Raw genomic sequence first — 20,252 nt, 5'->3', positions numbered from 1 at the left:
CGAGATCGCCGGTGCGGCGACATCGAAGACGCTAGCTTGACCGCAACGCAACGATTGAGGTGAGTGGTGGGCATCTTCGAGGAATGGGTCAGCGGGGCAACCTCGTTCACGTGGCGGTCGACGACGCCGGCCAACGACGGTGCCGAGGTGGAGGTGTTCACCCGGCGCTGCGGCGCCCCGGGCGCACCGGCACTGGTCTGCGTGCACGGGTTCCCGACGTCGAGCATCGACTACCACGCGCTGACGCGTGAACTCGGCGGCGAGTTCGAGTTCTTCATGGTGGACTTCCCCGGGTACGGCCTGTCGGCGAAGCCGCGGGCGCCGTATGCGTACTCGCTCTATGACGACGCGCGGCTGCTGGTACACACCATCACCGAGCGCTGGGAACTCACCGACTACCGGATGATCACCCACGACCGGGGCAGCAGCGTCGGGATGATCACGCTGGGCATGCTGGCCGACCGGCCCGACGGACCGCTGCCCGCCGACGTGTTCATGACCAACGCGAACATCTACCTGCCGCTGGCCAACCTGACGGCCTTCCAGGTCGCCCTGCTCGACGACGAGACCGGCCGCGCCACCGCCGCGGCCACCACCCCGGAATTGCTGGCCGCGGGGCTCGGAGCCACCACCTTCATGCCCCGCCGCGACCTCGACGACCCCGAGATCGCGGCACTGGCATTGTGTTTCGCCCATGATGACGGAACCGCGGTGCTGCCCGACACCATCCGCTACCTGCACGAGCGCGCCGCCGACGAGACCAGGTGGCTGGAGCGCCTGTCAGACATCGACGTCGACCTCACCTTGATCTGGGGGTTGCACGACGGTGTCGCGCCGCTGCGGGTGGCCAACCACGTCTGGCAGGAGTACCTGAAGCCCAAGCCGGGGCGCAACCGCTACTGGGTGGTGCCCGGTGCCGACCACTATGTGCAGTGCGACGCACCCGGCGAGGTGGCCGAGATCATCCGGCTCACCGCCGCGGGAACGGAGCTCGATCTGCAGACCCTCGGTGCGCGACCCGACGGCGCGGTGCTGGTGGACCGCTCAGGCGACGAGCAGCGCTGATTCGGCCGGCCCGGCGATCCCGACATCGTCGAACGCCGACCGGATCGCATCGAGTTGATCCACGGAGAAGCCTTGTGCCGCCGCGGCGCTGAGCACCGCGGCGCGGCCGTCAGCGAAGACCGCGGACCTGCCGAGCCGGAACAGCGAGTGGTAGAACACCCGCGCCCACGCCTCGTCGGAGACACCCGCGGTCGCGGCGTCGGTCATCATCAGGTAGGCGGCGTGGCCGAAAATCGTGCTGTTGACATGCTCTCCGCCGTCGTCGCCGGTGCCGGTGTAGCGGGTGTCGTAGTGGTCGCGGTAGGGCCCCAGTCCGCTGCTCACCGACGTCGGGTCGGCAAGGTTGCGGATGATCCCGTAGTCGGAATCCTCGGCGATCAGCCAGCGGTCGGCCCCGCTCTTGCCTTCGACGAGCAGCCCGAGGATGTCGGCGTAAGCCTCGTTGAGCGCACCGGACTCGCCGTAATCCAGGACCGAGCCACCCGTTCCGACCACGTAACTGACGACCGCGTGGGTGAATTCGTGGGCGACCACATCCAGAGACGCCTGTAGGTATCCGGCGTCACCGAAAGCGAACTGCTGGCGGGTGGGGTCCCAGAACGCGTTGGCGTAGCCGAACGCGCGGTAGGTGTTGATCGGGTTGTAACGGATGCTGACTTCGACGAGAGCTCCGTCCCCGTCGAAGGACGTGCGCCCCAACACGTTCTCGTAGTAGTCGTACACCGCTGCGGCGTTCGCATGTGCCGATACCGCACCACGATTCCAGCCGAGCCAACCGCGCTTGACCACCCGCCCGGGCAGCACGGGGCCGCCGACGAAGAATAGGTACGAGGTGGTGTAGGTGGTGATGTTGCGCGTGTCGTCCACCATGGTGTAGCTGGGAAACAGCCAGCCGCCGCGGTCGACGGTGATGCTGCGGGACTCACCGAGCCAGTCGGTGGCGACGCTGTCGACGCTGGCGCCCTGCCCGGACGTGACGGTGACGATGATGCTGCCCGCATCACCTCCGTCGGCGTCGACCACGTAGGTCACGGCCGACGGCGAAAGATCCCCGGTGTCGGGGAACCGCACGACCACCTGCCAGGCCAGCTCCGGATCGGCCTGCTGATCGAGTGCGTAGACGACCAGCGCGGTGGTCACGTCGGTCTGGGCCAGGAAGGTCTGCAGGGCTTCGCCGTCGGCGTCGGCGCCGAGGTACGCGGCGCCGGCCAGCAGCGACACCTCGTCGTGTTCGTCGACACCTTCGTCCGGGGTGACGTCGAACGCGGCGCCGACGCCGACGTAGTTGTTGAACAGGCTCGTGACCAGCCCGTCGGCGTCGGTGACGAGGATGATGTCGCTGCCGAGAACCGTGACGTCGCCGAGGGTTTCGGTGTAGTGGTAGAAATTCTCGACGCCTGGGCCCACGCCGGCCCGGTCGGTGTCGATGTCGGCCGCGTCGGCGAACCCGGGGGCTGCGCCCAGCAGTGGGGCCAGCCCGTTGAGCACCGCGGCGGCGTCGGCGGCGCCGCTGACGACCTGATCGGTGAACCGCCCCTCGATGACGCGGACCGCGCCGCCGTCGGTGACGCCGACAGTGACACCGTCGCGGGTGCGCAACTCGGCGAGCTGGACGGGGTTCGCAGTCGGTGCTCCGGCGATTCGAACGACGACCTCGGTGGGACCGGTGATACCGAGCAGACCGAGCAATCCATGGACGTGCACGGGGTTGCCCACCGTGTCGTCGACGGTGACGGTGAACTGGTCAGCGCGACCGGGAAGCGATGGTGTGTAGGTGAAGCCGCCGGACGCGTCGAGCACGACGCGCCCGTTCGTCGGTGCGGCGGTGACCGTGTAGGTCAAGGAGAGGTCGTCGTAGTCGACGGCGTTGAGGGCTCCGGTGACCACTCCGTCGGGTCCGGGACCGGAGACCGTGACGTCGGCGGCGGGCCGTTGGTTGTTGAGCACGTATTGCGCCTGGCGGACCGCCAGCCACAGCGATTCCACCAGCGCCGAGACCGGGGTCGCCGGAAGCGGCAGACCGTGAGCCGCCGGACCGAGACCGACCCACGTGAGCAGGTCGGTGACGATGCTGTCGACGGTGACCGGTCGGGCGGCCACGATGCTGCGCACGCTGCGGGCCGGCGCCACCGCGGCGGTCTCGACGGCAACCGAGGGCTTGTCGGCCGGCTGCTCGGTCGCGTCCGGCAGGCTGAGGTGCTCGGCGATCGCCGTCAGTTCAGCGCTGCGCTTCGGCTCTGCCGGGGCGCCGTCGACGGTGCGCGGTTCAGGTCCGGAGTCACTCCCGGGGCTGTCCGCGGCCACGTCCGCGGCGACGGGCGCGGCGATCGCACGGCCGGCGGCGCGCTCGGTGGTGGTGTCCTCGGCGACGCCGTTGGTGGTGGTGTCGTCGGCGTGCTGGCTGAGCTCGTCGGAGGTCTCGGCAGCGGCGTCACCGACTCCGGCGGCACCGTCGACGTCGCCGGTGTCACTGGCTTCCGGCGTGTCGTCCAGTCGGCCGGATTCCTCGCCGGAGCCGTCGCCACCAGGGGCGCCGTCGGCATCGTCGTCGCCCGCAGCATCGTCCTCGCCAACGAATCCCTCGGCAGCGTCATAGTCCACGGCGTCATCCGCAGCATCGTCCTCAGGAGCAGCGCCCTCGGCGGCGTGGTCCGCAGGATCGTCCTCAGCAGCATCGTCTTCGGCAGCTGCGTCGTCCGAAGCGCTGTCGGCGTCGCTCGACTGTGCTGACGGGTTGTCCCCGGACTGCGCCGCGGTGTCGGATGGAGCGGCTGCCGCAACCCCCTCGCCGACGACCGGACCCACACCCAGAAAGGTCAGCAGAACCGCCGCCGACACCCACCGCGCCGTGCCGCCCGATGCGCGTCGGTGAACGCAGTTGACCACGTCGAACCCCCCGTGTCATGCAATCCGAGCCGATGCGCGCGGTCGAAATGCCTGGTAGGGAAATTACCACCGCGAAACTGGCCCGCGAAGGCTCTCCGGCCGATTACTCGGCGTCGCGTCGCCGCCCGCGGCCGGTATGCGATCACTCGACGTCCCGTTACCGGCCCGTGTCAGCCGCCGTCACACCATGCGCAGAACGCAATGTCAGGCTGACAGCTCCGCTGAGGACATATCTCCGTAGCGACGCTCTCAGGCTGACATTGCGTTCGGCTCGACTCGGCTCGGCGTGGACGGAGCTGGGAAAGCCGGACGGTTTGCACTCAACAGAGGCAGCTCGCTTGAGGATGGGCTGATTCGTCCACCACGAATAGGGGGCCGCGGGTAGACGGGCTGTTGCGCCCAAGAAGAGTCGGGGCCGGTCACGACCGCGGAGTACAGGCCGGCGGTGAGCCCGCCGCATACGCGTTAAGGTGGGCCGGGTGCCACTGATTCTGGGCCCGGTCCTGCGCCACGTCTCCGAGACGACGGCTGTCGTCTGGGTGCAGACCGAGGAAGCCGCCGATGTCGAGGTGCTCGGATGTTCTGCCCGCACCTTCGAGGTCTCGGGTTTCCACTACGCCTTGGTCGTGGTGCGAGGCCTGACCCCGGATACGGTCACCGAGTACCAGGTGCTGGTGGACGGCGAACAAGTCTGGCCCGAAGCGGAGTCGAAGTTCCCGCCCAGCGTGATCCGGACCCGCGGCCCGGAGACCACCGACCGACTGCGGGTGGTGTTCGGGTCGTGCCGCTACCCCAAGACCGGTGACGACAAGCTCGACGCCAAGCTGGGCGCCGACGCCCTGGACTGCTACGCCACCCGCTTGACCGGGCTGCCGGTCGACGAGTGGCCGGATGCGTTGCTGCTGCTCGGCGATCAGGTCTACGCCGACGAGCTGACCCCCGACGCCCGCCGCAACCTGGCCGGGCACCGTCGGCGGATGCACGGGCGACCAGCCGACGAGGTCGTCACCTTCACCGAGTACGAGCGTCTTTATCAGCACACCTGGGGCGACCCGGAAATTCGGTGGGTGCTGTCCACGGTGCCGACTGCGATGATCTTCGACGATCACGACATCCGCGACGACTGGAACACCTCGGCCACATGGCGCGCCGAGGTGAACGCCAAACCCTGGTGGCGTGACCGCATCCGGGCTGGGCTCGCCACGTACTGGGTGTATCAGCACCTCGGGAATCTGAGCCCTGAGGAACTGGCCATCGACGAGGACTTCCGCAAGGTCCTCGCCATCGACGGGGACTGCTGGGGATATCTCGAGCAGCTCGCCGATCGCGCAGACACCGAGGTCGGGGGTGAGAAGGCCATTCGGTTCAGCTTTCGCTGGGACCTGGGCCGCAATCGCCTGGTCATGGTGGACTCGCGCAACTCGCGAGTGCTGGACAGCGGTGACCGAAAGATGCTCGACGACACCGAGTTCGCCTGGGTGCAGGACCAGATGAACGATGGGCGGGAGTCGCTGGACCACCTGCTGATCGGGACGTCGCTGCCCTGGCTGATGCCGCCGGTCATCGCCGACCTGCAGTCGGTCAACGAGCGCACCGCCAGCCGCGGCGGTCTCCGTGGCCGACTGGGCGAGAAGCTGCGCCAAGGCGCCGATTTGGAGCACTGGCCGGCGTTCACCGATTCCTTCCTGCGGCTCAGCGCCGCCCTCGCCGAGTCGGCAGGCGCCGAGCCGGCCCCGGCGACCGTGTCGGTGCTCTCCGGCGACGTCCACCACAGCTACGCCGCGCGCGCCGACTTCACCGATACCGGCGGCGCCCCGGTGCATCAGCTGGTCTGCTCGCCGGTGCACAACTATGTGCCCGGCTTTCTCAAGCCCGTGTTCAAGACCGGATGGTCGCCGAAGGTGTCTCGCGTGACGCGGCGCTGGGCCCGCCGGCACGGCTCCCCCGAGCTGCCGATGTCGTGGCAGAACCTCAGCGGGCCGTTGTTCGGCAACACCATCGCCACGCTGCGTGCGGCGGGACGGCGCGCGGAGGTGATCTTCGAGCAGCCCGACGACAACTGCCAGCTCGATGTCGTCGCCGAGGTCGCCCTCACCGCTGAACGGCCGCCACCTCGACCGGTTCGATCGTGACCGCGATCCCGTCGGGCATCGGCATGTCCGCCAGCGGTTCGAGATCGTCGAGGGCCGGCGATGGGCCACACTGGTGGCCATGACCGAACCCGGTTCGCCCCGCGTCGCGGTGTATCTCGACTTCGACAACATCGTCATCTCGCGCTACGACCAGGTCAACGGCCGCAACTCGTTCCAGAAGGACAAAGCCAAGGAGCCCGCCGACCACGCCGAGCGGCTCAAGCGCGCCACCGTCGATGTCGGTGCGGTCATCGACTTCGCCTCGTCCTTCGGCACGCTGGTGCTGACCCGCGCCTACGCCGACTGGTCGGCCGACGTCAATGCCGGTTACCGCGACCAACTGGTGGGCCGCGCGGTTGATCTGGTGCAGCTGTTCCCCGCCGCGGCGTACGGCAAGAACGGCGCCGACATCCGGCTGGCGGTCGACGCGGTCGAGGACATGTTCCGCCTGCCCGATCTCACCCACGTGGTGATCGTGGCCGGTGACTCCGACTACATCGCGCTGGCTCAGCGCTGCAAGAGGCTCGGCCGTTACGTGGTGGGTATCGGGGTGGCCGGGGCGTCGAGCCGCGCCTTGGCCTCGGCGTGCGACGAGTTCGTCACCTACGACGCGTTGCCCGGCATCCCGGTGTTCGAGCCGGCGCCGTCCACCGACGGCACGTCCGCACCCAAGAAGCGGACGCGCCGGACCAAGACGTCCGGCGCCAACACCGAGCCGCCGGACCCGCAGACGGCGGCGACCGGTCTGTTGACCCGCGCGCTGCGAATCGGGATGGAAAAGGACGACGCCGACTGGCTGCACAATTCGGCGGTCAAGGCGCAGATGAAGCGGATGGATCCGTCGTTCAGCGAGAAGTCGCTGGGCTGCAAGTCCTTCAGCGATTTCCTGCGGTCCCGGTCCGACGTGGTCGAGCTCGACGAGAGCTCGACCACGCACATGGTGAGGCTGCGGGAGGACAGCTGAGCGCCGCGCTCAGTGCACCCCTTCCATCTGCCGGCTGATCCACGGGGCGATGGCGAACACCACGGCCCCGACCACGACAGCGATCAGGCCCAGGATGCCGAAGTAGGCGACTTCCCGGTCGGCGTCGTAGTAGCCGGCCAACAGACCGGACATAGCCGTGCCGAGGCCGACCGAGAAGAAGTAGAGCGCCATCATCTGCGCACGGAACGCCTCGGGCGCCAGCTTGGTGGTGACCGACAACCCGATCGGCGAGAGCAACAGCTCTGACACCGCGAAGACCGCCATGATCGCCATCACCAGCAGCGCGGGCACGGTGGCGCCGGACATGCCGGCCAACGGCACGAAGCACAGGAACGCCAGGCCCATGCCGATGACGCCGTAGGCGAACTTGCGCGGCGTGGTGGGCGCCCGGTTCCCCAGCTTGGTCCACATGATCGCGAACAGCGGTGACAGCGCGATGATCCACACCGGTTCGATGGAGCCGATCCAGCTCGACGGCGCGGTCCAGCCGAAGATCGACCAGTTCATCCGTTCGTCGGAGTAGACGGCCAACACGGTGAAGATCTGCTGGAACAGCGACCAGAACACCGCGTTGGCGATGAACAGCGGGATGAACGCGCGCACCCTGATCCGTTCCCCGCTGCTGACCTGATCGCTGGTCAGCATGATCGCGAAGTAGCCGATCGAGGCGACGATGATGACGCCCGTGGTGATCTGCGACAGGTTGGCCAGCGTGATGAGGCCGAGCGCGATAGCGACGCCGATCACCACCAGCCCGGCCACGACGACGGCGACCGTTCGGGTGACGGCGCTGCGCGGCAACGGGTTCGGCACATGCCGGCCGTGCTCGCCGAGGTTGCGTCGGAAGAACACGTACTGGGCCAACCCGAGCGCCATCCCGACCGCCGCGGCACCGAAGCCCCAGTGGAACCCGATGCGGGTCTGCAGCAGGCCGGTGATCAGCGGGCCGGTGAAGGCGCCCAGGTTGATGCCGAGGTAGAACAGCGTGAAGCCGCCGTCGGCGCGCGGATCGCCCTTCTCGTAGAGCGTGCCCAGCAGCGACGAGGCGTTGGCCTTGAGCGCCCCCGACCCCAGTGCGACACACACCAGGCCCACCCCGACGCCGGTCAGCCCGGGCAGGACGGCCAGCGCGATGTGGCCGATCATCACGACCACGCCGCCGTAGAAGACGGTGCGTTCCATGCCCAGCAGCCGGTCGGCGATCCAGCCGCCGAGCACGGTGGACAGATACACCAGCCCGCCGTAGGCCCCGACGATGCCGGTGGCGGTGCTCTGCGGCAGGCCCAGTCCGCCGTCGGTGACGGAGTAGTAGAGGTAGTAGCCGAGGATGGTGAGCATCCCGTAGAACGAGAACCGCTCCCACAGCTCGACGCCGAAGAGGTTGGTCAACCCGATCGGGTGACCGAAAACGGTGCGCGTCTCGCCGCGCTCGCGGGTCGTCATCCCCTTACCTTGCCCCGTTTGGGCGGCGAATATGCGGACTCGGCGTTCAGCCGGTGTTCTCCAGGTCGTTCCGCGCCAGGCAGGTCTCGGCGAGCTGGTCGAGCGACAGCGGCAGCACGCGGGCCAGCGCGGCGATGGTGCTGAATGCCGGGGTGGCCAGCCGACCGGTTTCGATCTTGCGCAGGGTTTCCGGCGAGATCCCCGCGGCCTGCGCGACGTCCCCGAGAGTGAGATCCCCTCGCGCCTGCCGGATCTGCGCGCCGAGGCGTTTCCCCGCGGCGAGCTGCTCTGCGGTCAGCGGAAGTCGAACCATGGCGATCAGCCTACCTGCGCCGGTATGAAAATACCGACACCTCCGACTAGGCTGGTATTTTCATACCGGTTCTCGACGAAAGGACCCCGGTGCTGGAACTCAAAACCCCGTCGGAGATCGCTGCGATGCGGGTGACCGGCGCGTTCATCGCCGACCTGCTCGACGACCTTGCCAGGCGCGCCCAACCGGGAGTGAACCTGCTCGAGCTCGAACAGCGCGCTCGCACGCTCATCTCCGACCGCGGCGCGCAGTCCTGCTATTGGGACTACGCCCCCTCCTTCGGGCGCGGACCCTTCCGCAACGTCATCTGCCTGTCGGTGAACGACGCGGTCCTGCACGGCCTGCCCCACGACTACATCCTGCGCGACGCCGACGTGCTCAAGATGGACATTGCGGTGTCCATCGACGGCTGGGTGGCCGACTCCGCGCGCAGCGTCATCGTGGGCACCGCCCGACCGCAGGACCGGCGCCTGGTCGCCGCGACCGAAGCCGCGCTCGCGGCAGGCATCGCCGCCGCCCGGCCCGGCAACCGACTCGGCGACATCTCGGCCGCGATCGGCGCGGTCGCCGCCGAGTACGGCTACCCCGTCAACACCGAGTTCGGCGGTCACGGCATCGGACGGACCATGCACGAGGACCCCCACGTCTGCAACACCGGCCGCGCCGGCCGTGGCCTGAAATTGCTCCCCGGCCTGACCCTGGCGCTGGAACCCTGGTTCGCGGCGGGCACCGACAGAATCGTCTACGACCCCGACGGATGGACGATCCGCTCGGCCGACGGTTCTCGCACCGCCCACAGCGAGCACACCGTCGCGATCACCGACGGACCAGCCCAGGTGCTCACCGAGAGCCGGGGCGACCGAGGATGAGTTCGACGAATCTGACGGCGCGTGTCGCGGATCGGTCCGCGACACGCCGCCCCGTCACCGGCGAAATCCTGAGAATCGACTGGTAGGCGGGTAAGTTCATCGTGGGCGGGTTTATCGATCGGTAGGTGGGGATCGCCATGAAGGTTTCCGGACGTGCGGTTTTGGCCGCCGGCGTCGCGGCGCTGACCGGCGGCGCGCTGGCTTTCACGCCCTCGGTACTCCCCTCGTCGATGCGGACCATCGAGGTGCTCCCGCCGGTGGCGTTCACCGCCGACAGCACGGCGCTTCCGGTCTCCGACGAAGAAGTGCGCGCCGCTCTGGAACTGATCGGCGACGTTTCGACCGCTCCCGGCCACGGCAAGATCACGATCCGCCTCGGCACCGACGAGGGATCCCACGCCCTGGCGGCCGCACTGCCGGCGGCCAACGTCGCCGACGAGGTCCATCGCGCCCCCGCCGTCGCGCGCAGCACCGCCGATCCCGATGATCCCGGCGATCCCGCGTCGGATGTAGCGGCGCTGGAAGAACCGGGCGAAGACCCGGTGGTGCTCAACGCGGCGTCCGACATCATCAACGACGTCTACGCCGTCACCCGGTACTGGGCCAACTACGTATCCCTGGAACTCGGCCCCTGGCTGATCAACTGGGTGCCGTTCGGCTACCTGATCTCCGACCAGATCTACATCTGGTACCCGGATTTCGTGCTCCCCGTCGTGGACAGCTTCGTCTACGACTTCCTCGACCCGGTAGTCAACAACCCGCTCGATCTGGGGGTCTGGGTCACCGGCATCGGCGACATCATCAACACCGCCGTCACCGGCGTCTACAACGGCATTGTCAGCGAGATCCAGTACGTGCTGGACTTCGGCTGGTTCCCGATTCCGCTGCCGCCGCTGCCCGACTTCCCGCTTCCGTTCGCCGCGGACTCGACAGAGGTCGCCGTCACGCTGGCGGCCAGCGAGGCCGACCCCACCACCGAAGCTGCGGAAGACACCCAGGCGACCGAGCAGACAGAGGCGACCGAGACCGCCGACACTACTGAGGCCACCGAGGGCGCCGGCGCAGTCGCCGGTGAGGTCGCCGACCCGGAGACGCCCACCGAGGGCGACGCCGAGCAGACCGGCGAGGAGACCGGCGAGGTGACCGAGGAAGTCGTCGACGACGCCGGAGAGGTCGCCGAGGACACGGGAAAGGTTGCCGAGGACACGGAGGCTCCCGTCGAGGAACCGGCCGCCGACGAATCCGGCGAGACCGTCCCCGATGTCGACGAGTCGACCGGTGAGGCTACCGACGAGACGTTGGACGAGATCGTCGACGAGGCCCTCGAGGACGGCGACGCGCCGGCCGACGGCGAGACCGAGCACGCCGAGACCGGTGACACCGGCACCGGCAGCGAGGTGGCGAACGACGTTGACGACGACGCTGACGCGACTGGCGCAGACACCGAAGCCGGCGACACCGCTTCCGGCGAGTGAGTTCGCCCGCACACCAAGTCATTACCAAAGTCGAACGACGACGCTGACGCTGCTGCTCACACCGCTACGAGTCCCTACTATCGGGACATGCCGGTACCCGACAAGCCGCTTCAGCACCAGGAGTCGGTGTGGGATTACCCTCGCCCGCCACGGCTGGAGAAGTTCGCCGGATCGATCACTGTCGAGTTGGGCGGGCAGGTCATCGCCAGCACGGATCGGGCCTGGCGAGTGCTCGAGACCAGCCACCCGCCAACGTATTACCTGCCGGGCGACTGTTTCGCGGACGGAGTCCTGCGACCGGCGAGCGGCTCGTCGTGGTGTGAGTGGAAAGGCCAGGCCAGCTACTTCGACCTGGTGACGCCTGCCGCCGAGGCGTCGCGCGCGGGGTGGACCTATCTGAACCCGACGCCCGGATTCGCCGACATCGCCGGGGCCGTCGCCGTGATGGCCTCACTGGTGGATCGGTGCACCGTCAACGGTGAGACCGTGATCCCGCAGCCCGGCGGCTTCTACGGCGGATGGATCACGAGCTGGATCGCCGGTCCGTTCAAAGGCGGCCCGGGATCGATGGGGTGGTGAACCCGGCAGACGGGTGGCCCGCGACCTTCCGGCCAGCAAATGGCGCAGGCGGGCGTCAACGCCAACCGGCGCAACCTCGTCTGCCATCAGAGTCAGGCGATGCGAGGGCTCCGTGGCGCTGTGCCCGCACAGTGGCGCAGCGGCGTTTCGCAGTGATCGAAGGTTTGCCAGCCCAGCATCAACGATGACAGCGACCGCCCCCGAGTTCCGGGTTCCGAACGCGGGAAACTGTCGGGGAACGGTTCGATCGCGGGCACCATTCTCGGCAATCGTGCGTGCAAACAGAGCCGACGGCTTCTAATGAATCGGTGAGCAAATGTCAGGGGGGCGGCTCGCCGCGTATCGCGCAGACTCCATGCCGGGGGTGAGCAGAGCGACTCAACGCTGGTGGTCGTGGTGGCGGCAGCCCGATCAGTTCGTCCGGATGACGTGGTTCCTGCGCGACCACGGCATGGTCCGATCCACCCAGAACATCATGGCGTTCGTCGCGTTCTCCTCCGCGCTGGTCCCCTCGAGCATTTTCTTGTCGTTCGGTGCGCCGGCGCTGGCCACCGTGTTGGTGTGCGCCGCGTCGGCGTCGGTCGGTCTGGGAATGACATTCTTCTGGCTGACCCGCTGGCCGACCCGGCGCCAGTCCATCGTCGCGGTGTCCGCGGGTGTTCTCTGTGTCGCCGGATGGTCCGTGGCCGGCCCGGGAACCGTCGTACCGGCGTTGTCGTGCACCGCTTTCGCGATAACCGGGGCCTATCTCGCGTTCTTCCACAGCGTCAAGCTGATGACCGCCAATGTCGTGTTGGCAGTCGCCACCGGGGCGGTGCTGACGGTGCGCATCGCCGACGACGTCGGCTGGCCGGTGGCGCTCTCGGCGTTCTGGACTCTCTGGCTGCTCAACACCGCGGTGCCCATCGCGGTCCGCAGCATGGCGTGGGCGTTGACCCACTACGTCGAGCGGGCGAACACCGATCCGCTGACCGGGCTGCTGAACCGGCGCGGATTCCTCGACGAGGTGTGCCGGCTGCTCGACGACAACGCCGGCTGCGCCGTTCTGATCACCGCCATGGTGGATCTCGACGACTTCAAGCGCGTCAACGACGTCAGCGGCCACGCCGCCGGCGACCACATCCTGGGCGTGGTGAGCGCGGTGCTGCACACCCTGTTCCCGCGGCGATCAGCGATCTGCCGTTCCGGCGGGGAAGAATTCCTGATCGCGCTGTGCGCCGAGGAGGGTGAATCCATCGCCGACGTCGGCGACGAGATCTGCGCGGCGATCAAGCGCAGGGCTCTGGGAGTCACCGCGAGCGTCGGGGTGGCCACGGCACGGCCCGGACGGTTGTCGAAGCCCGACATCGAACGACTCCTCGCGGGCCAGATCGCCGCAGCCGATGCGGCGATGTACGCGGCCAAGAGGCTCGGCGGCGACCGGGCCAGCGTCGCGTCGTGAGCTCTGCCGCCTGCCGAGGCGCTGTGGCACACTGAGCCCATGGCCGAGCGACTCAGTCGGGTGGAGATTTTCAAGGACGCCGCCCAGGACATCGTCGAGTCCGGGGCGTCGACCGTGGGCGAGGTGGCGTCGATCATCACCGGCGCGGTCAGAGATGTCGCGACCGCCGTCGGCGGGTTCGCAACCGATGCATTCGAGATCCGCGACGGCATGCGCACCGCGGCGCGCGACAACGAACCCGAGCTGTCAGACGACTGAGCGGGCCCGCAGGATCGTCACGCCGGCGAGCAGCTCCCACGCGATGATCGGGTAGACCGCTCCTCGCTCGACCAGCCCCACCGGCAGCGAGGCGCCGTTGACGCCGTCGATGACCAGCACAGCGAGGCACAGCAGCCCGACAGCGCCGAGGGCCACCCCGGCCCGCCGGAACCACTGCCCCGCCCCGAGCGAGCGGCTGCCGAGGGCGCCCAGGATCACCGCGACGTTGCCGCCGATGATGGCCATGCCCGCACCGATCACGTGTGCTGCGGTACCACTGGGAAAGCCGCCGACGCCGACGTTGCCGAGGGCGTTCACCGCGGCGGCGACGACGAAGGCCCGCCCCATCCAGCCGAGCCCCACGCTGCGGACCACCAGCACGGCGCCGATCAAGAACAGCACGCCGTGCAGCATGAACGCCCGGTTCATCAGTCCGGACACGCCGAGCTCACTGATGTAGTCGTCGAGGTAGCTGTAACTCTCCATACCGGTTGCCGTCACCGCTTCGGCGGTCAGGTAGACCGCCGCACCGACCAGCCACGTTCCTGCGGCGGCACGTATCGAAGCCATTGACAAACCAGGTCCTTTCACCGGCCGAGTGGCAGGCGAGTCGCCGGATTCCGCAACCTCGCCCGCTGATCTTGATAGTTGAACTAAGCTTTGCCACCGTGGCTAGATTCACTGTGCTGACCTGTGCCGTTGCGGTCACTTTCGCCGTCGCACCGGCAGCGTACGCCGCCCCGAGCCCCGTTCCGCTGCAGCCTGGATCATCGTGCGACCCGAACTACTCGGGGGCGTGCGTCCCCATCGACAGTGACGTCGACTGCGCCGGCGGCAGCGGCAACGGCCCGTCGTATGTCTCCGGTCCGGTCACCGTGGTCGGCACCGACATCTACGGCCTGGACCGCGACGGCAACGGCACCGGTTGCGAGTAAGCGGCGGTCACTTGATCAGGGCACGAACCGCACACTGATCGGGGCATCGGTGGGGATCACCTCCCCCGGCGACGGCTCTTGCCAGCCAATCTGTTTCGGCAGACAGGCGGAGTTGGTGACATCCTCGCCTCTCTGCAACGCGCCATGCCACCCTGCGTCGCGCAACAGTGGTTCCGCCTCGGTCCAGTCCATGCACTGCAGTGCGGGCATGACGAGAGTCGCCGGCCCAGACTTCGGTGAGTTCGTCTGCTCAGTCGCCGCTGACGGCGGCTGACCGCCGGAACAACCCGACACGGCGCCGACGACGCACGCAGCCGCCGCGATTCCTGCCCGCGCCCGCCGCCGGGCATTCGTCTCTGTCATCTGGCCTCCGCCAACCATTCGACCGTGATCCATGTCTATCGCGGCGGCCTGCGAGATCGACAAGCCATCGCTGATCACCGCCAACACAGCCTGATACCGCTGCTCAGCCACGCTCAACTCCCTCATTTAGGGAGTGTCAAGGATCAGCCGAAACAACTGTCACGCATCAGCCGAAACACTGTCATTCATCAACCGAAGGCGAAAAGTCACACTTCACCCGACGTAATACAGGTTTCGAGTGGGGCGGGCGGGGCTCGAACCCGCGACCAATGGATTATGAGTCCACGGCTCTAACCGACTGAGCTACCGCCCCCGGCACGTCGTGCGCGGCCATCATGGTCGCACATGCCCGCTCAGGCGAAGACCGTCTGGCCCGCCTCGTCGATCTCGTAGAGCTCGGTGCCCTCGGTCACCCGCGCGGCGTCGGAGCCCAGCGACACCAGGATCTTGTTGGCGCCGTTGCGCATCACGTCGAGGGTCAGCTCCAGCGCCTGCTTGGTCGAGAAATGCTTGCGCACCCCGCCCGCGACGTCCTCGCCGATGTTCGACGGCGTCCAGATCAGCGCATCGACGAAGCGCAGCGCGGCCTTGTGCGCGTCGGACAGCCCGTCGGCGCGTTCGAAGTCGGTGATCTGGCTGTAGACATCTTCGGATCCGCCGGCGTCCAACGCGTGGCGTTCGCGCAGCGACTGGCACAACCGGCAGTTGTGGGCGGCCGCCCCGCGCAGCCGCACCACCTCGGTGGTCACCGGATCCAGTGCGCGCATCCGCGCCACCTCGGGCACGAACCCGTTCAACACGAAGTCGATCGGGTCGGTCTGGCCGTCGAAGTCCACCTCGGCGGTGCGCCCCGGCATGCCGAGCCCGAGCGCCTCGCACCCGGCCCAGATGCGCGGCACGAAATCGGCGATGTACATCGTCACCACCGTCCTGAAGGCGTTGGCGCCCCACGCCTCGAGGAATCGGTTGCGCTGGTTGTCGCCGATGCCGGTGACGTCGGTGGAGAACTGTTCGGCGAACGCGACGAGCACCGACTCGGCGTCGGTGTTCTCCGTCGGCACCTCGACCGGCAGCGGCAGCGGCGGCAACGCCAATGTCCGCGCGCAGATCAACCGCATCAGCGTGTCGGCCCGGTCGTCGCCCGAGGACAACGCCACCATCCCGGTCAGTCGGTCAGCCACAGCGGTACGACCCATTCTTGGGATTATTGCGCTTGACTGACCGAGGACATGTGGAAGTCGGGAATCCGCAGCGACGGCATCTGCGCGCGGGGTGCGCTCGGGCCCGGTCGGCGCCCGGGGAACGCCAGGCTGTCGGGCGCGCCGGCCGTCAGCGATACCGCCCCCACAGAGCGGCCGATTCCGAGGCGATGCCCGGATCAGGAGACGAAATCCGCGCTAGACATGCGGCATCGCAACGGAATTCTTAGGATGCCTGCATGTCATCGGCAACGGCGGTCTCCGAACACGGACCCGAGCCCGCCGGCACGGCCGCCGCGCCGCAGATCGAACTGATCGGAGTTCGGAAGGAGTTCGGTGACAGCCGCGCCCCGGTGGTGGCGGTCGAAGGCGCCGACCTGCGCGTCGGCGATGGCGAACTGTTCGCGATCCTCGGCCCGTCGGGTTCGGGTAAGACCACGTTGTTGCGGCTCATCGCAGGGTTCGAGCAACCCACCGCCGGCACCGTCAAACTGGGTGGCGTCGACGTCACCGCGCTGCCACCTGCCCGACGTGACACCAACACCGTCTTCCAGCACTACGCGCTGTTCCCGCACATGACCGTCGCGCAGAACGTGGAGTACGGCTTGCGGGTCCGCGGGGTCGGCAAGGCCGAGCGCAGGCGGCGGGCCGCCGATGCACTGGACCTGGTGCGGCTGGGCGGCCACGCCGCCCGCAAGCCCGCCGAGCTCTCCGGCGGCCAGCAGCAGCGTGTCGCACTGGCCCGTGCTCTGGTCGGCCATCCGCGGGTGCTGCTGCTCGACGAACCTCTGGGCGCCCTCGACCTCAAGCTGCGTGAACAGATGCAGCTCGAACTCAAGGCCATTCAGCGCGAAGTCGGGATCACCTTCGTCATCGTCACCCACGATCAGGACGAGGCGCTGACCCTGTGCGATCGGCTGGTGGTCCTCAACGACGGCCGAATCGAGCAGATCGGCGCGGCCCGCGACGTCTACGAGAATCCGGTCAACCGGTTCGTCGCGGACTTCGTGGGCAGCTCGAACGTGCTCGACGGCGACGTCGCCGCGGCGGTCCTGGGCCGCCGCGGCACCTTCGCGATCCGCCCGGAGCGCATCGAGGTCCTCACCGAGGGCACCGCACCGCCCGCGGGACATCACAGCATCGGCGCGACGGTCGCCGAGATCGTCTACTCGGGTCCCACCACCCGGGTCGCGGCAACGATCGCCGGCCTCGACGACCTCCCGGAACCGGTGACGCTCACCGCGACCCTGCTCTCCGCCGAGGCGTCCACCGGTCTCGCACACGCCGCCCCCATCGTCCTGACGTGGCCCGATACCGCGGTCCGCGACCTGACCAGCTGACACCGCACCTGCTAACCCGAGGAGTCCTCATGACACATCCCTATCGTCGCCTGGGCGTCGCGCTCGCCGCCGGCGCGCTGCTGCTCGCCGGGTGTTCCGGCTCCGGTGACTCCGGTGGCGCCGAGAAGCCGCCCACGATGGACGCGGCCACCTCGGTGGGCGACGGTGAAGGTGAGCTGAACCTGATCGCCTGGCCCGGCTACGCGGAGAACGGCTCCAACGACCCGGAAGTGGACTGGGTGACGCCGTTCGAGAACGACACGGGGTGCAAGGTCAACGTCAAGATCGGCAACACCTCCGACGAGATGGTGCAGCTCATGCGCACCGGCCAGTACGACGGGGTGTCGGCCTCGGGCGACGCGACTCTGCGGCTGATCTACGCCGGAGACGTGGCACCGGTGAACACCGACCTGGTGCCCAACTACGCCACGGTCGTGCCGTTCCTGAAGGACAAGCCGTGGAACTCGGTCGACGGGCAGATGTATGGCGTGCCGCACGGCTGGGGCGCCAATCTGCTGATGTACAACGCCGACGTCGTCTCCCCCGCGCCGGACTCGTGGGGCGCGGTGTTTCCCGGCTCGCCCGAGCTGAAGGGCAAGGTCACCGCCTACGACTCACCGATCTACATCGCCGACGCCGCGCTGTACCTGTCGAAGACCAAGCCCGAACTGGGAATCGAGGACCCGTACTCGCTGACGCCCGAACAGCTCGACGCCGCGGCCGACCTGCTCAAGGAGCAGAAGGAGAACATCGGCGAGTACTGGTCGGACTACACCAAGGAGGTGCAGGCGTTCGAGTCCGGCACCACGGTCATCGGCACGAGCTGGCAGGTGATCGCGAACACCATCGAGGCCGACAACAAGGTGAAGATCGGCACCGTGCTGCCCACGGAGGGCTCGACGGGCTGGTCGGACACCTGGATGCTGTCGTCGAAGGCCGCACACCCCAACTGCATGTACAAGTGGATGGACTACATCATCTCGCCGGAGGCCAACGCGCAGGTCGCCGAATACTTCGGTGAGGCTCCCGCGCAGACGAAGTCGTGCGACCTGACGGCCGACAAGGCGCACTGCGCCACCTATCACGCCACCGACGAGGACTACGCCGCGCAGATCCACTACTGGACCACCCCGCAGACCCAGTGCGTCGACGGCAGCGGCGACGGCTGCACCAGTTACGACCAGTGGGTCGACAAGTGGCAGGAGATCAAGGGCTGATGCCGGCTGCCCCGCGGCTGCGGGACAAGGCCGCACTGGCGTTCCTGCTGGTCCCGCCGCTGGCGTGGTTGGTCATCGCCTACCTCGGATCGCTTGCGGTGCTGCTGGTTTCGGCGTTCTGGCGAACCAACAGCTTCACCGGCGCGGTGGTGCGCACCGTCACGCTGGACAACTTCGCTCGAGTGCTGACCGAGGAAGTGTTCCGCGTGACGACGGTGCGCACCGTCGGGGTGGCGATCACCGTCACCGTGGTATGCGCGGTGCTGGCGGTTCCCCTTGCGCTGTACATGGCCAAGTTCGCCTCGCCGACCATGCAGATCGTGCTGGTCGTCGCCGTCACCACCCCGCTGTGGGCCAGCTATCTCGTCAAGGCCTACGCGTGGCGGATGCTGCTCTCACCGGAGGGGCCGTTGTCGTGGGCCACCGGATATTCGCCGGGCTACGGCCTGGTGGCGACGGTGGTGACACTGACCTATCTGTGGTTGCCCTACATGGTGATACCGGTGTTCGCGGCGTTTCAGCGGGTGCCCGACGCTCTGGTGGACGCGAGTTCGGATCTCGGCGCGTCGGACCTGACGACGATGCGGCTGATCGTGGCACCGATGGTGTTTCCCGGTATCGCGGCGGGGTCGATCTTCACGTTCTCCCTGTCCCTGGGTGACTACATCGCCGTGACGATCGTGGGCGGCAAGACCCAGCTTCTGGGCAACGTCATCTACGGCCAGCTGGTCACGGCGAACAACCAGCCCATGGCCGCGGCGTTGTCGGTGATCCCGCTGGTCGCCATCGTCGGTTATCTGGTGGCGATGCGCCGCACCGGCGCGCTGGAGAACGTCTGATGCGCTCGTCGGGATTGCGCGCTGGAACCCGCGCGTTCACCGTGCTGGTCTTGGTGTTCATCTATGCGCCGCTGGCGCTGGTGGTGGTCAACGCCTTCAATACCTCGAAGACATTCGCTTTTCCCCCCACGGGTTTCACGCTGCAGTGGTGGCGCACCGCGCTGCACAGCGAGGGCATGTGGACGGCTCTGGGCAACTCGGTGGTGGTCGGGCTCGGCGCCACGGCGATCGCGCTGGTTCTCGGCACGATGGTCGCGTTCGCAGTGCAGCGCCACGACTTCTTCGGGCGGCAGACGGTCAATCTGCTCGTCATCCTGCCGATCACCCTGCCCGGCATCGTCACCGGTATCGCCCTCAACGCGACATTTACCTCGGCGCTGGGCATCACACTGGGCATGGCGACGGTGATCATCGGCCACGCCACGTTCTGCATCGTGATCGTGTTCAACAACACCCAGGCCCGGTTGCGCCGACTCGGAACGAGCTTGGAAGACGCCTCGGCCGACCTGGGGGCCTCGCCCTGGCAGACGTTTCGTTTCGTGACGCTGCCGATGATGCGGGGCGCGATGGTCGCCGGGGCGATCCTGGCATTCGCGCTGAGTTTCGACGAGATCGTCGTCACGACCTTCACGGCCGGCCCGGCAGTGCAGACACTGCCGATCTGGATCTTCGGGAACCTGTTCCGGCCCAACCAAGCTCCGGTGATCAACGTCGTCGCTGCGGCACTGACCATCGTGGCGATCATCCCGGTGTGGTTGACGCAGCGCATCGGTGGTGATCCGACCGCCCGGGTCTGAGCGCGCGAGTGGTCACGTGTGCTGCCGTCATGTTCTTCGCGAAGGGCTACCCCACCGGTCACACCGCAGGGTCCTCGACAACTGACACCTCGGTCGGCCAGCCACAGCCAGACACC

19 protein-coding genes and 1 tRNA gene are annotated in these 20,252 nt (G+C 68.0%); 13 read left to right on the top strand and 7 right to left on the bottom strand.

The genetic code is table 11. The annotated features are described in order from the left end of the window. The first annotated feature begins 66 nt into the window (after positions 1-66). A complete protein-coding gene (locus ACEWX3_RS11555) occupies positions 67-1,065 on the top strand; it encodes an alpha/beta fold hydrolase (protein ID WP_374159469.1) in 999 nt (332 codons plus the stop codon). On the opposite strand, the gene ACEWX3_RS11550 is transcribed toward ACEWX3_RS11555, so the two are convergent. Beyond that, on the bottom strand, positions 1,045-3,903 hold the full coding sequence (locus tag ACEWX3_RS11550; RefSeq protein ID WP_374159468.1) for a M4 family metallopeptidase: 2,859 nt from the start codon (positions 3,901-3,903) through the stop codon (positions 1,045-1,047). The two genes, ACEWX3_RS11555 and ACEWX3_RS11550, sit on opposite strands and share 21 nt — an antisense overlap. A gap of 527 nt (positions 3,904-4,430) precedes the next feature. On the opposite strand from ACEWX3_RS11550, the gene ACEWX3_RS11545 reads away from it, so the two are divergent. Beyond that, positions 4,431-6,083: an alkaline phosphatase D family protein gene (locus ACEWX3_RS11545; protein WP_207066762.1), complete on the top strand. Its 1,653-nt coding sequence runs from the start codon at positions 4,431-4,433 to the stop codon at positions 6,081-6,083. A 79-nt stretch (positions 6,084-6,162) separates the two neighbouring features. Next, positions 6,163-7,047 (top strand): NYN domain-containing protein, encoded by an 885-nt coding sequence (locus ACEWX3_RS11540; protein WP_207066763.1) that lies wholly within the window; start codon positions 6,163-6,165, stop codon positions 7,045-7,047. A gap of 9 nt (positions 7,048-7,056) precedes the next feature. Here ACEWX3_RS11540 and ACEWX3_RS11535 read toward each other — a convergent pair whose 3' ends face one another. Together ACEWX3_RS11535 and ACEWX3_RS11530 are read right to left on the bottom strand one after the other, a co-directional pair. After that, on the bottom strand, positions 7,057-8,511 hold the full coding sequence (locus ACEWX3_RS11535) for an oligopeptide:H+ symporter (protein WP_221358593.1): 1,455 nt from the start codon (positions 8,509-8,511) through the stop codon (positions 7,057-7,059). A gap of 46 nt (positions 8,512-8,557) precedes the next feature. Then, complete coding sequence (locus ACEWX3_RS11530) at positions 8,558-8,824, bottom strand: helix-turn-helix domain-containing protein (RefSeq protein WP_207066765.1); 267 nt, start codon at positions 8,822-8,824, stop codon at positions 8,558-8,560. 89 nt (positions 8,825-8,913) lie between these two features. Here ACEWX3_RS11530 and map point away from each other — a divergent pair, with 89 nt between their 5' ends. From map to ACEWX3_RS11505, 5 genes are all read left to right on the top strand, one after another. Further along, positions 8,914-9,693: a type I methionyl aminopeptidase gene (gene map, locus ACEWX3_RS11525; RefSeq protein ID WP_221358591.1), complete on the top strand. Its 780-nt coding sequence runs from the start codon at positions 8,914-8,916 to the stop codon at positions 9,691-9,693. Between the two features lie 137 nt (positions 9,694-9,830). After that, positions 9,831-11,168, top strand: a complete 1,338-nt coding sequence (locus ACEWX3_RS11520; RefSeq protein ID WP_374159467.1) for a hypothetical protein — start codon at positions 9,831-9,833, stop codon at positions 11,166-11,168. 87 nt (positions 11,169-11,255) lie between these two features. Next, on the top strand, positions 11,256-11,747 hold the full coding sequence (locus ACEWX3_RS11515; RefSeq protein ID WP_207066768.1) for a DUF427 domain-containing protein: 492 nt from the start codon (positions 11,256-11,258) through the stop codon (positions 11,745-11,747). Between the two features lie 364 nt (positions 11,748-12,111). Beyond that, positions 12,112-13,188, top strand: a complete 1,077-nt coding sequence (locus tag ACEWX3_RS11510) for a diguanylate cyclase (protein WP_207066769.1) — start codon at positions 12,112-12,114, stop codon at positions 13,186-13,188. 39 nt (positions 13,189-13,227) lie between these two features. After that, positions 13,228-13,446, top strand: a complete 219-nt coding sequence (locus ACEWX3_RS11505; RefSeq protein ID WP_207066781.1) for a hypothetical protein — start codon at positions 13,228-13,230, stop codon at positions 13,444-13,446. On the opposite strand, the gene ACEWX3_RS11500 is transcribed toward ACEWX3_RS11505, so the two are convergent. Further along, positions 13,435-14,016, bottom strand: a complete 582-nt coding sequence (locus ACEWX3_RS11500) for a DUF998 domain-containing protein (RefSeq protein WP_207066770.1) — start codon at positions 14,014-14,016, stop codon at positions 13,435-13,437. The genes ACEWX3_RS11505 and ACEWX3_RS11500 overlap by 12 nt on opposite strands. A 98-nt stretch (positions 14,017-14,114) precedes the next feature. Here ACEWX3_RS11500 and ACEWX3_RS11495 point away from each other — a divergent pair, with 98 nt between their 5' ends. Further along, positions 14,115-14,381 (top strand): hypothetical protein, encoded by a 267-nt coding sequence (locus ACEWX3_RS11495; RefSeq protein ID WP_286182954.1) that lies wholly within the window; start codon positions 14,115-14,117, stop codon positions 14,379-14,381. A 15-nt stretch (positions 14,382-14,396) separates the two neighbouring features. On the opposite strand, the gene ACEWX3_RS11490 is transcribed toward ACEWX3_RS11495, so the two are convergent. The 3 genes from ACEWX3_RS11490 to ACEWX3_RS11480 all read right to left on the bottom strand — a co-directional run bounded on the left by ACEWX3_RS11490 (position 14,397) and on the right by ACEWX3_RS11480 (position 15,940). Beyond that, a complete protein-coding gene (locus tag ACEWX3_RS11490; RefSeq protein WP_374160001.1) occupies positions 14,397-14,855 on the bottom strand; it encodes a hypothetical protein in 459 nt (152 codons plus the stop codon). 128 nt (positions 14,856-14,983) lie between these two features. Beyond that, positions 14,984-15,057: transfer RNA gene (locus ACEWX3_RS11485), tRNA-Ile, on the bottom strand. Positions 15,058-15,097: 40 nt separating this feature from the next. Continuing rightward, positions 15,098-15,940 carry a carboxymuconolactone decarboxylase family protein gene (locus ACEWX3_RS11480; RefSeq protein WP_374159466.1) on the bottom strand — a complete coding sequence of 281 codons (843 nt, stop codon included), beginning with the start codon at positions 15,938-15,940 and terminating at the stop codon, positions 15,098-15,100. Positions 15,941-16,182: 242 nt separating this feature from the next. On the opposite strand from ACEWX3_RS11480, the gene ACEWX3_RS11475 reads away from it, so the two are divergent. From ACEWX3_RS11475 to ACEWX3_RS11460, 4 genes are read left to right on the top strand one after another with little or no spacing between them, the layout of a single operon-like run. Next, entirely contained in the window at positions 16,183-17,283 is a 1,101-nt protein-coding gene (locus ACEWX3_RS11475) for an ABC transporter ATP-binding protein (RefSeq protein ID WP_374159465.1), read from the top strand. 29 nt (positions 17,284-17,312) lie between these two features. After that, positions 17,313-18,500 (top strand): ABC transporter substrate-binding protein, encoded by a 1,188-nt coding sequence (locus tag ACEWX3_RS11470; protein WP_374159464.1) that lies wholly within the window; start codon positions 17,313-17,315, stop codon positions 18,498-18,500. Continuing rightward, positions 18,500-19,339: an ABC transporter permease gene (locus tag ACEWX3_RS11465; protein ID WP_207067236.1), complete on the top strand. Its 840-nt coding sequence runs from the start codon at positions 18,500-18,502 to the stop codon at positions 19,337-19,339. Before ACEWX3_RS11470 ends, ACEWX3_RS11465 begins: the two co-directional genes overlap by 1 nt. Next, positions 19,339-20,136: an ABC transporter permease gene (locus tag ACEWX3_RS11460; RefSeq protein WP_374159463.1), complete on the top strand. Its 798-nt coding sequence runs from the start codon at positions 19,339-19,341 to the stop codon at positions 20,134-20,136. The genes ACEWX3_RS11465 and ACEWX3_RS11460 overlap by 1 nt, the downstream gene beginning before the upstream one ends. Positions 20,137-20,252: the final 116 nt, after the last annotated feature.

The sequence above is a fragment of the Mycobacterium sp. G7A2 genome (assembly GCF_041902445.1).
Taxonomy (GTDB): domain Bacteria; phylum Actinomycetota; class Actinomycetes; order Mycobacteriales; family Mycobacteriaceae; genus Mycobacterium.
This window is presented reverse-complemented; position numbering and strand designations above follow the sequence as displayed.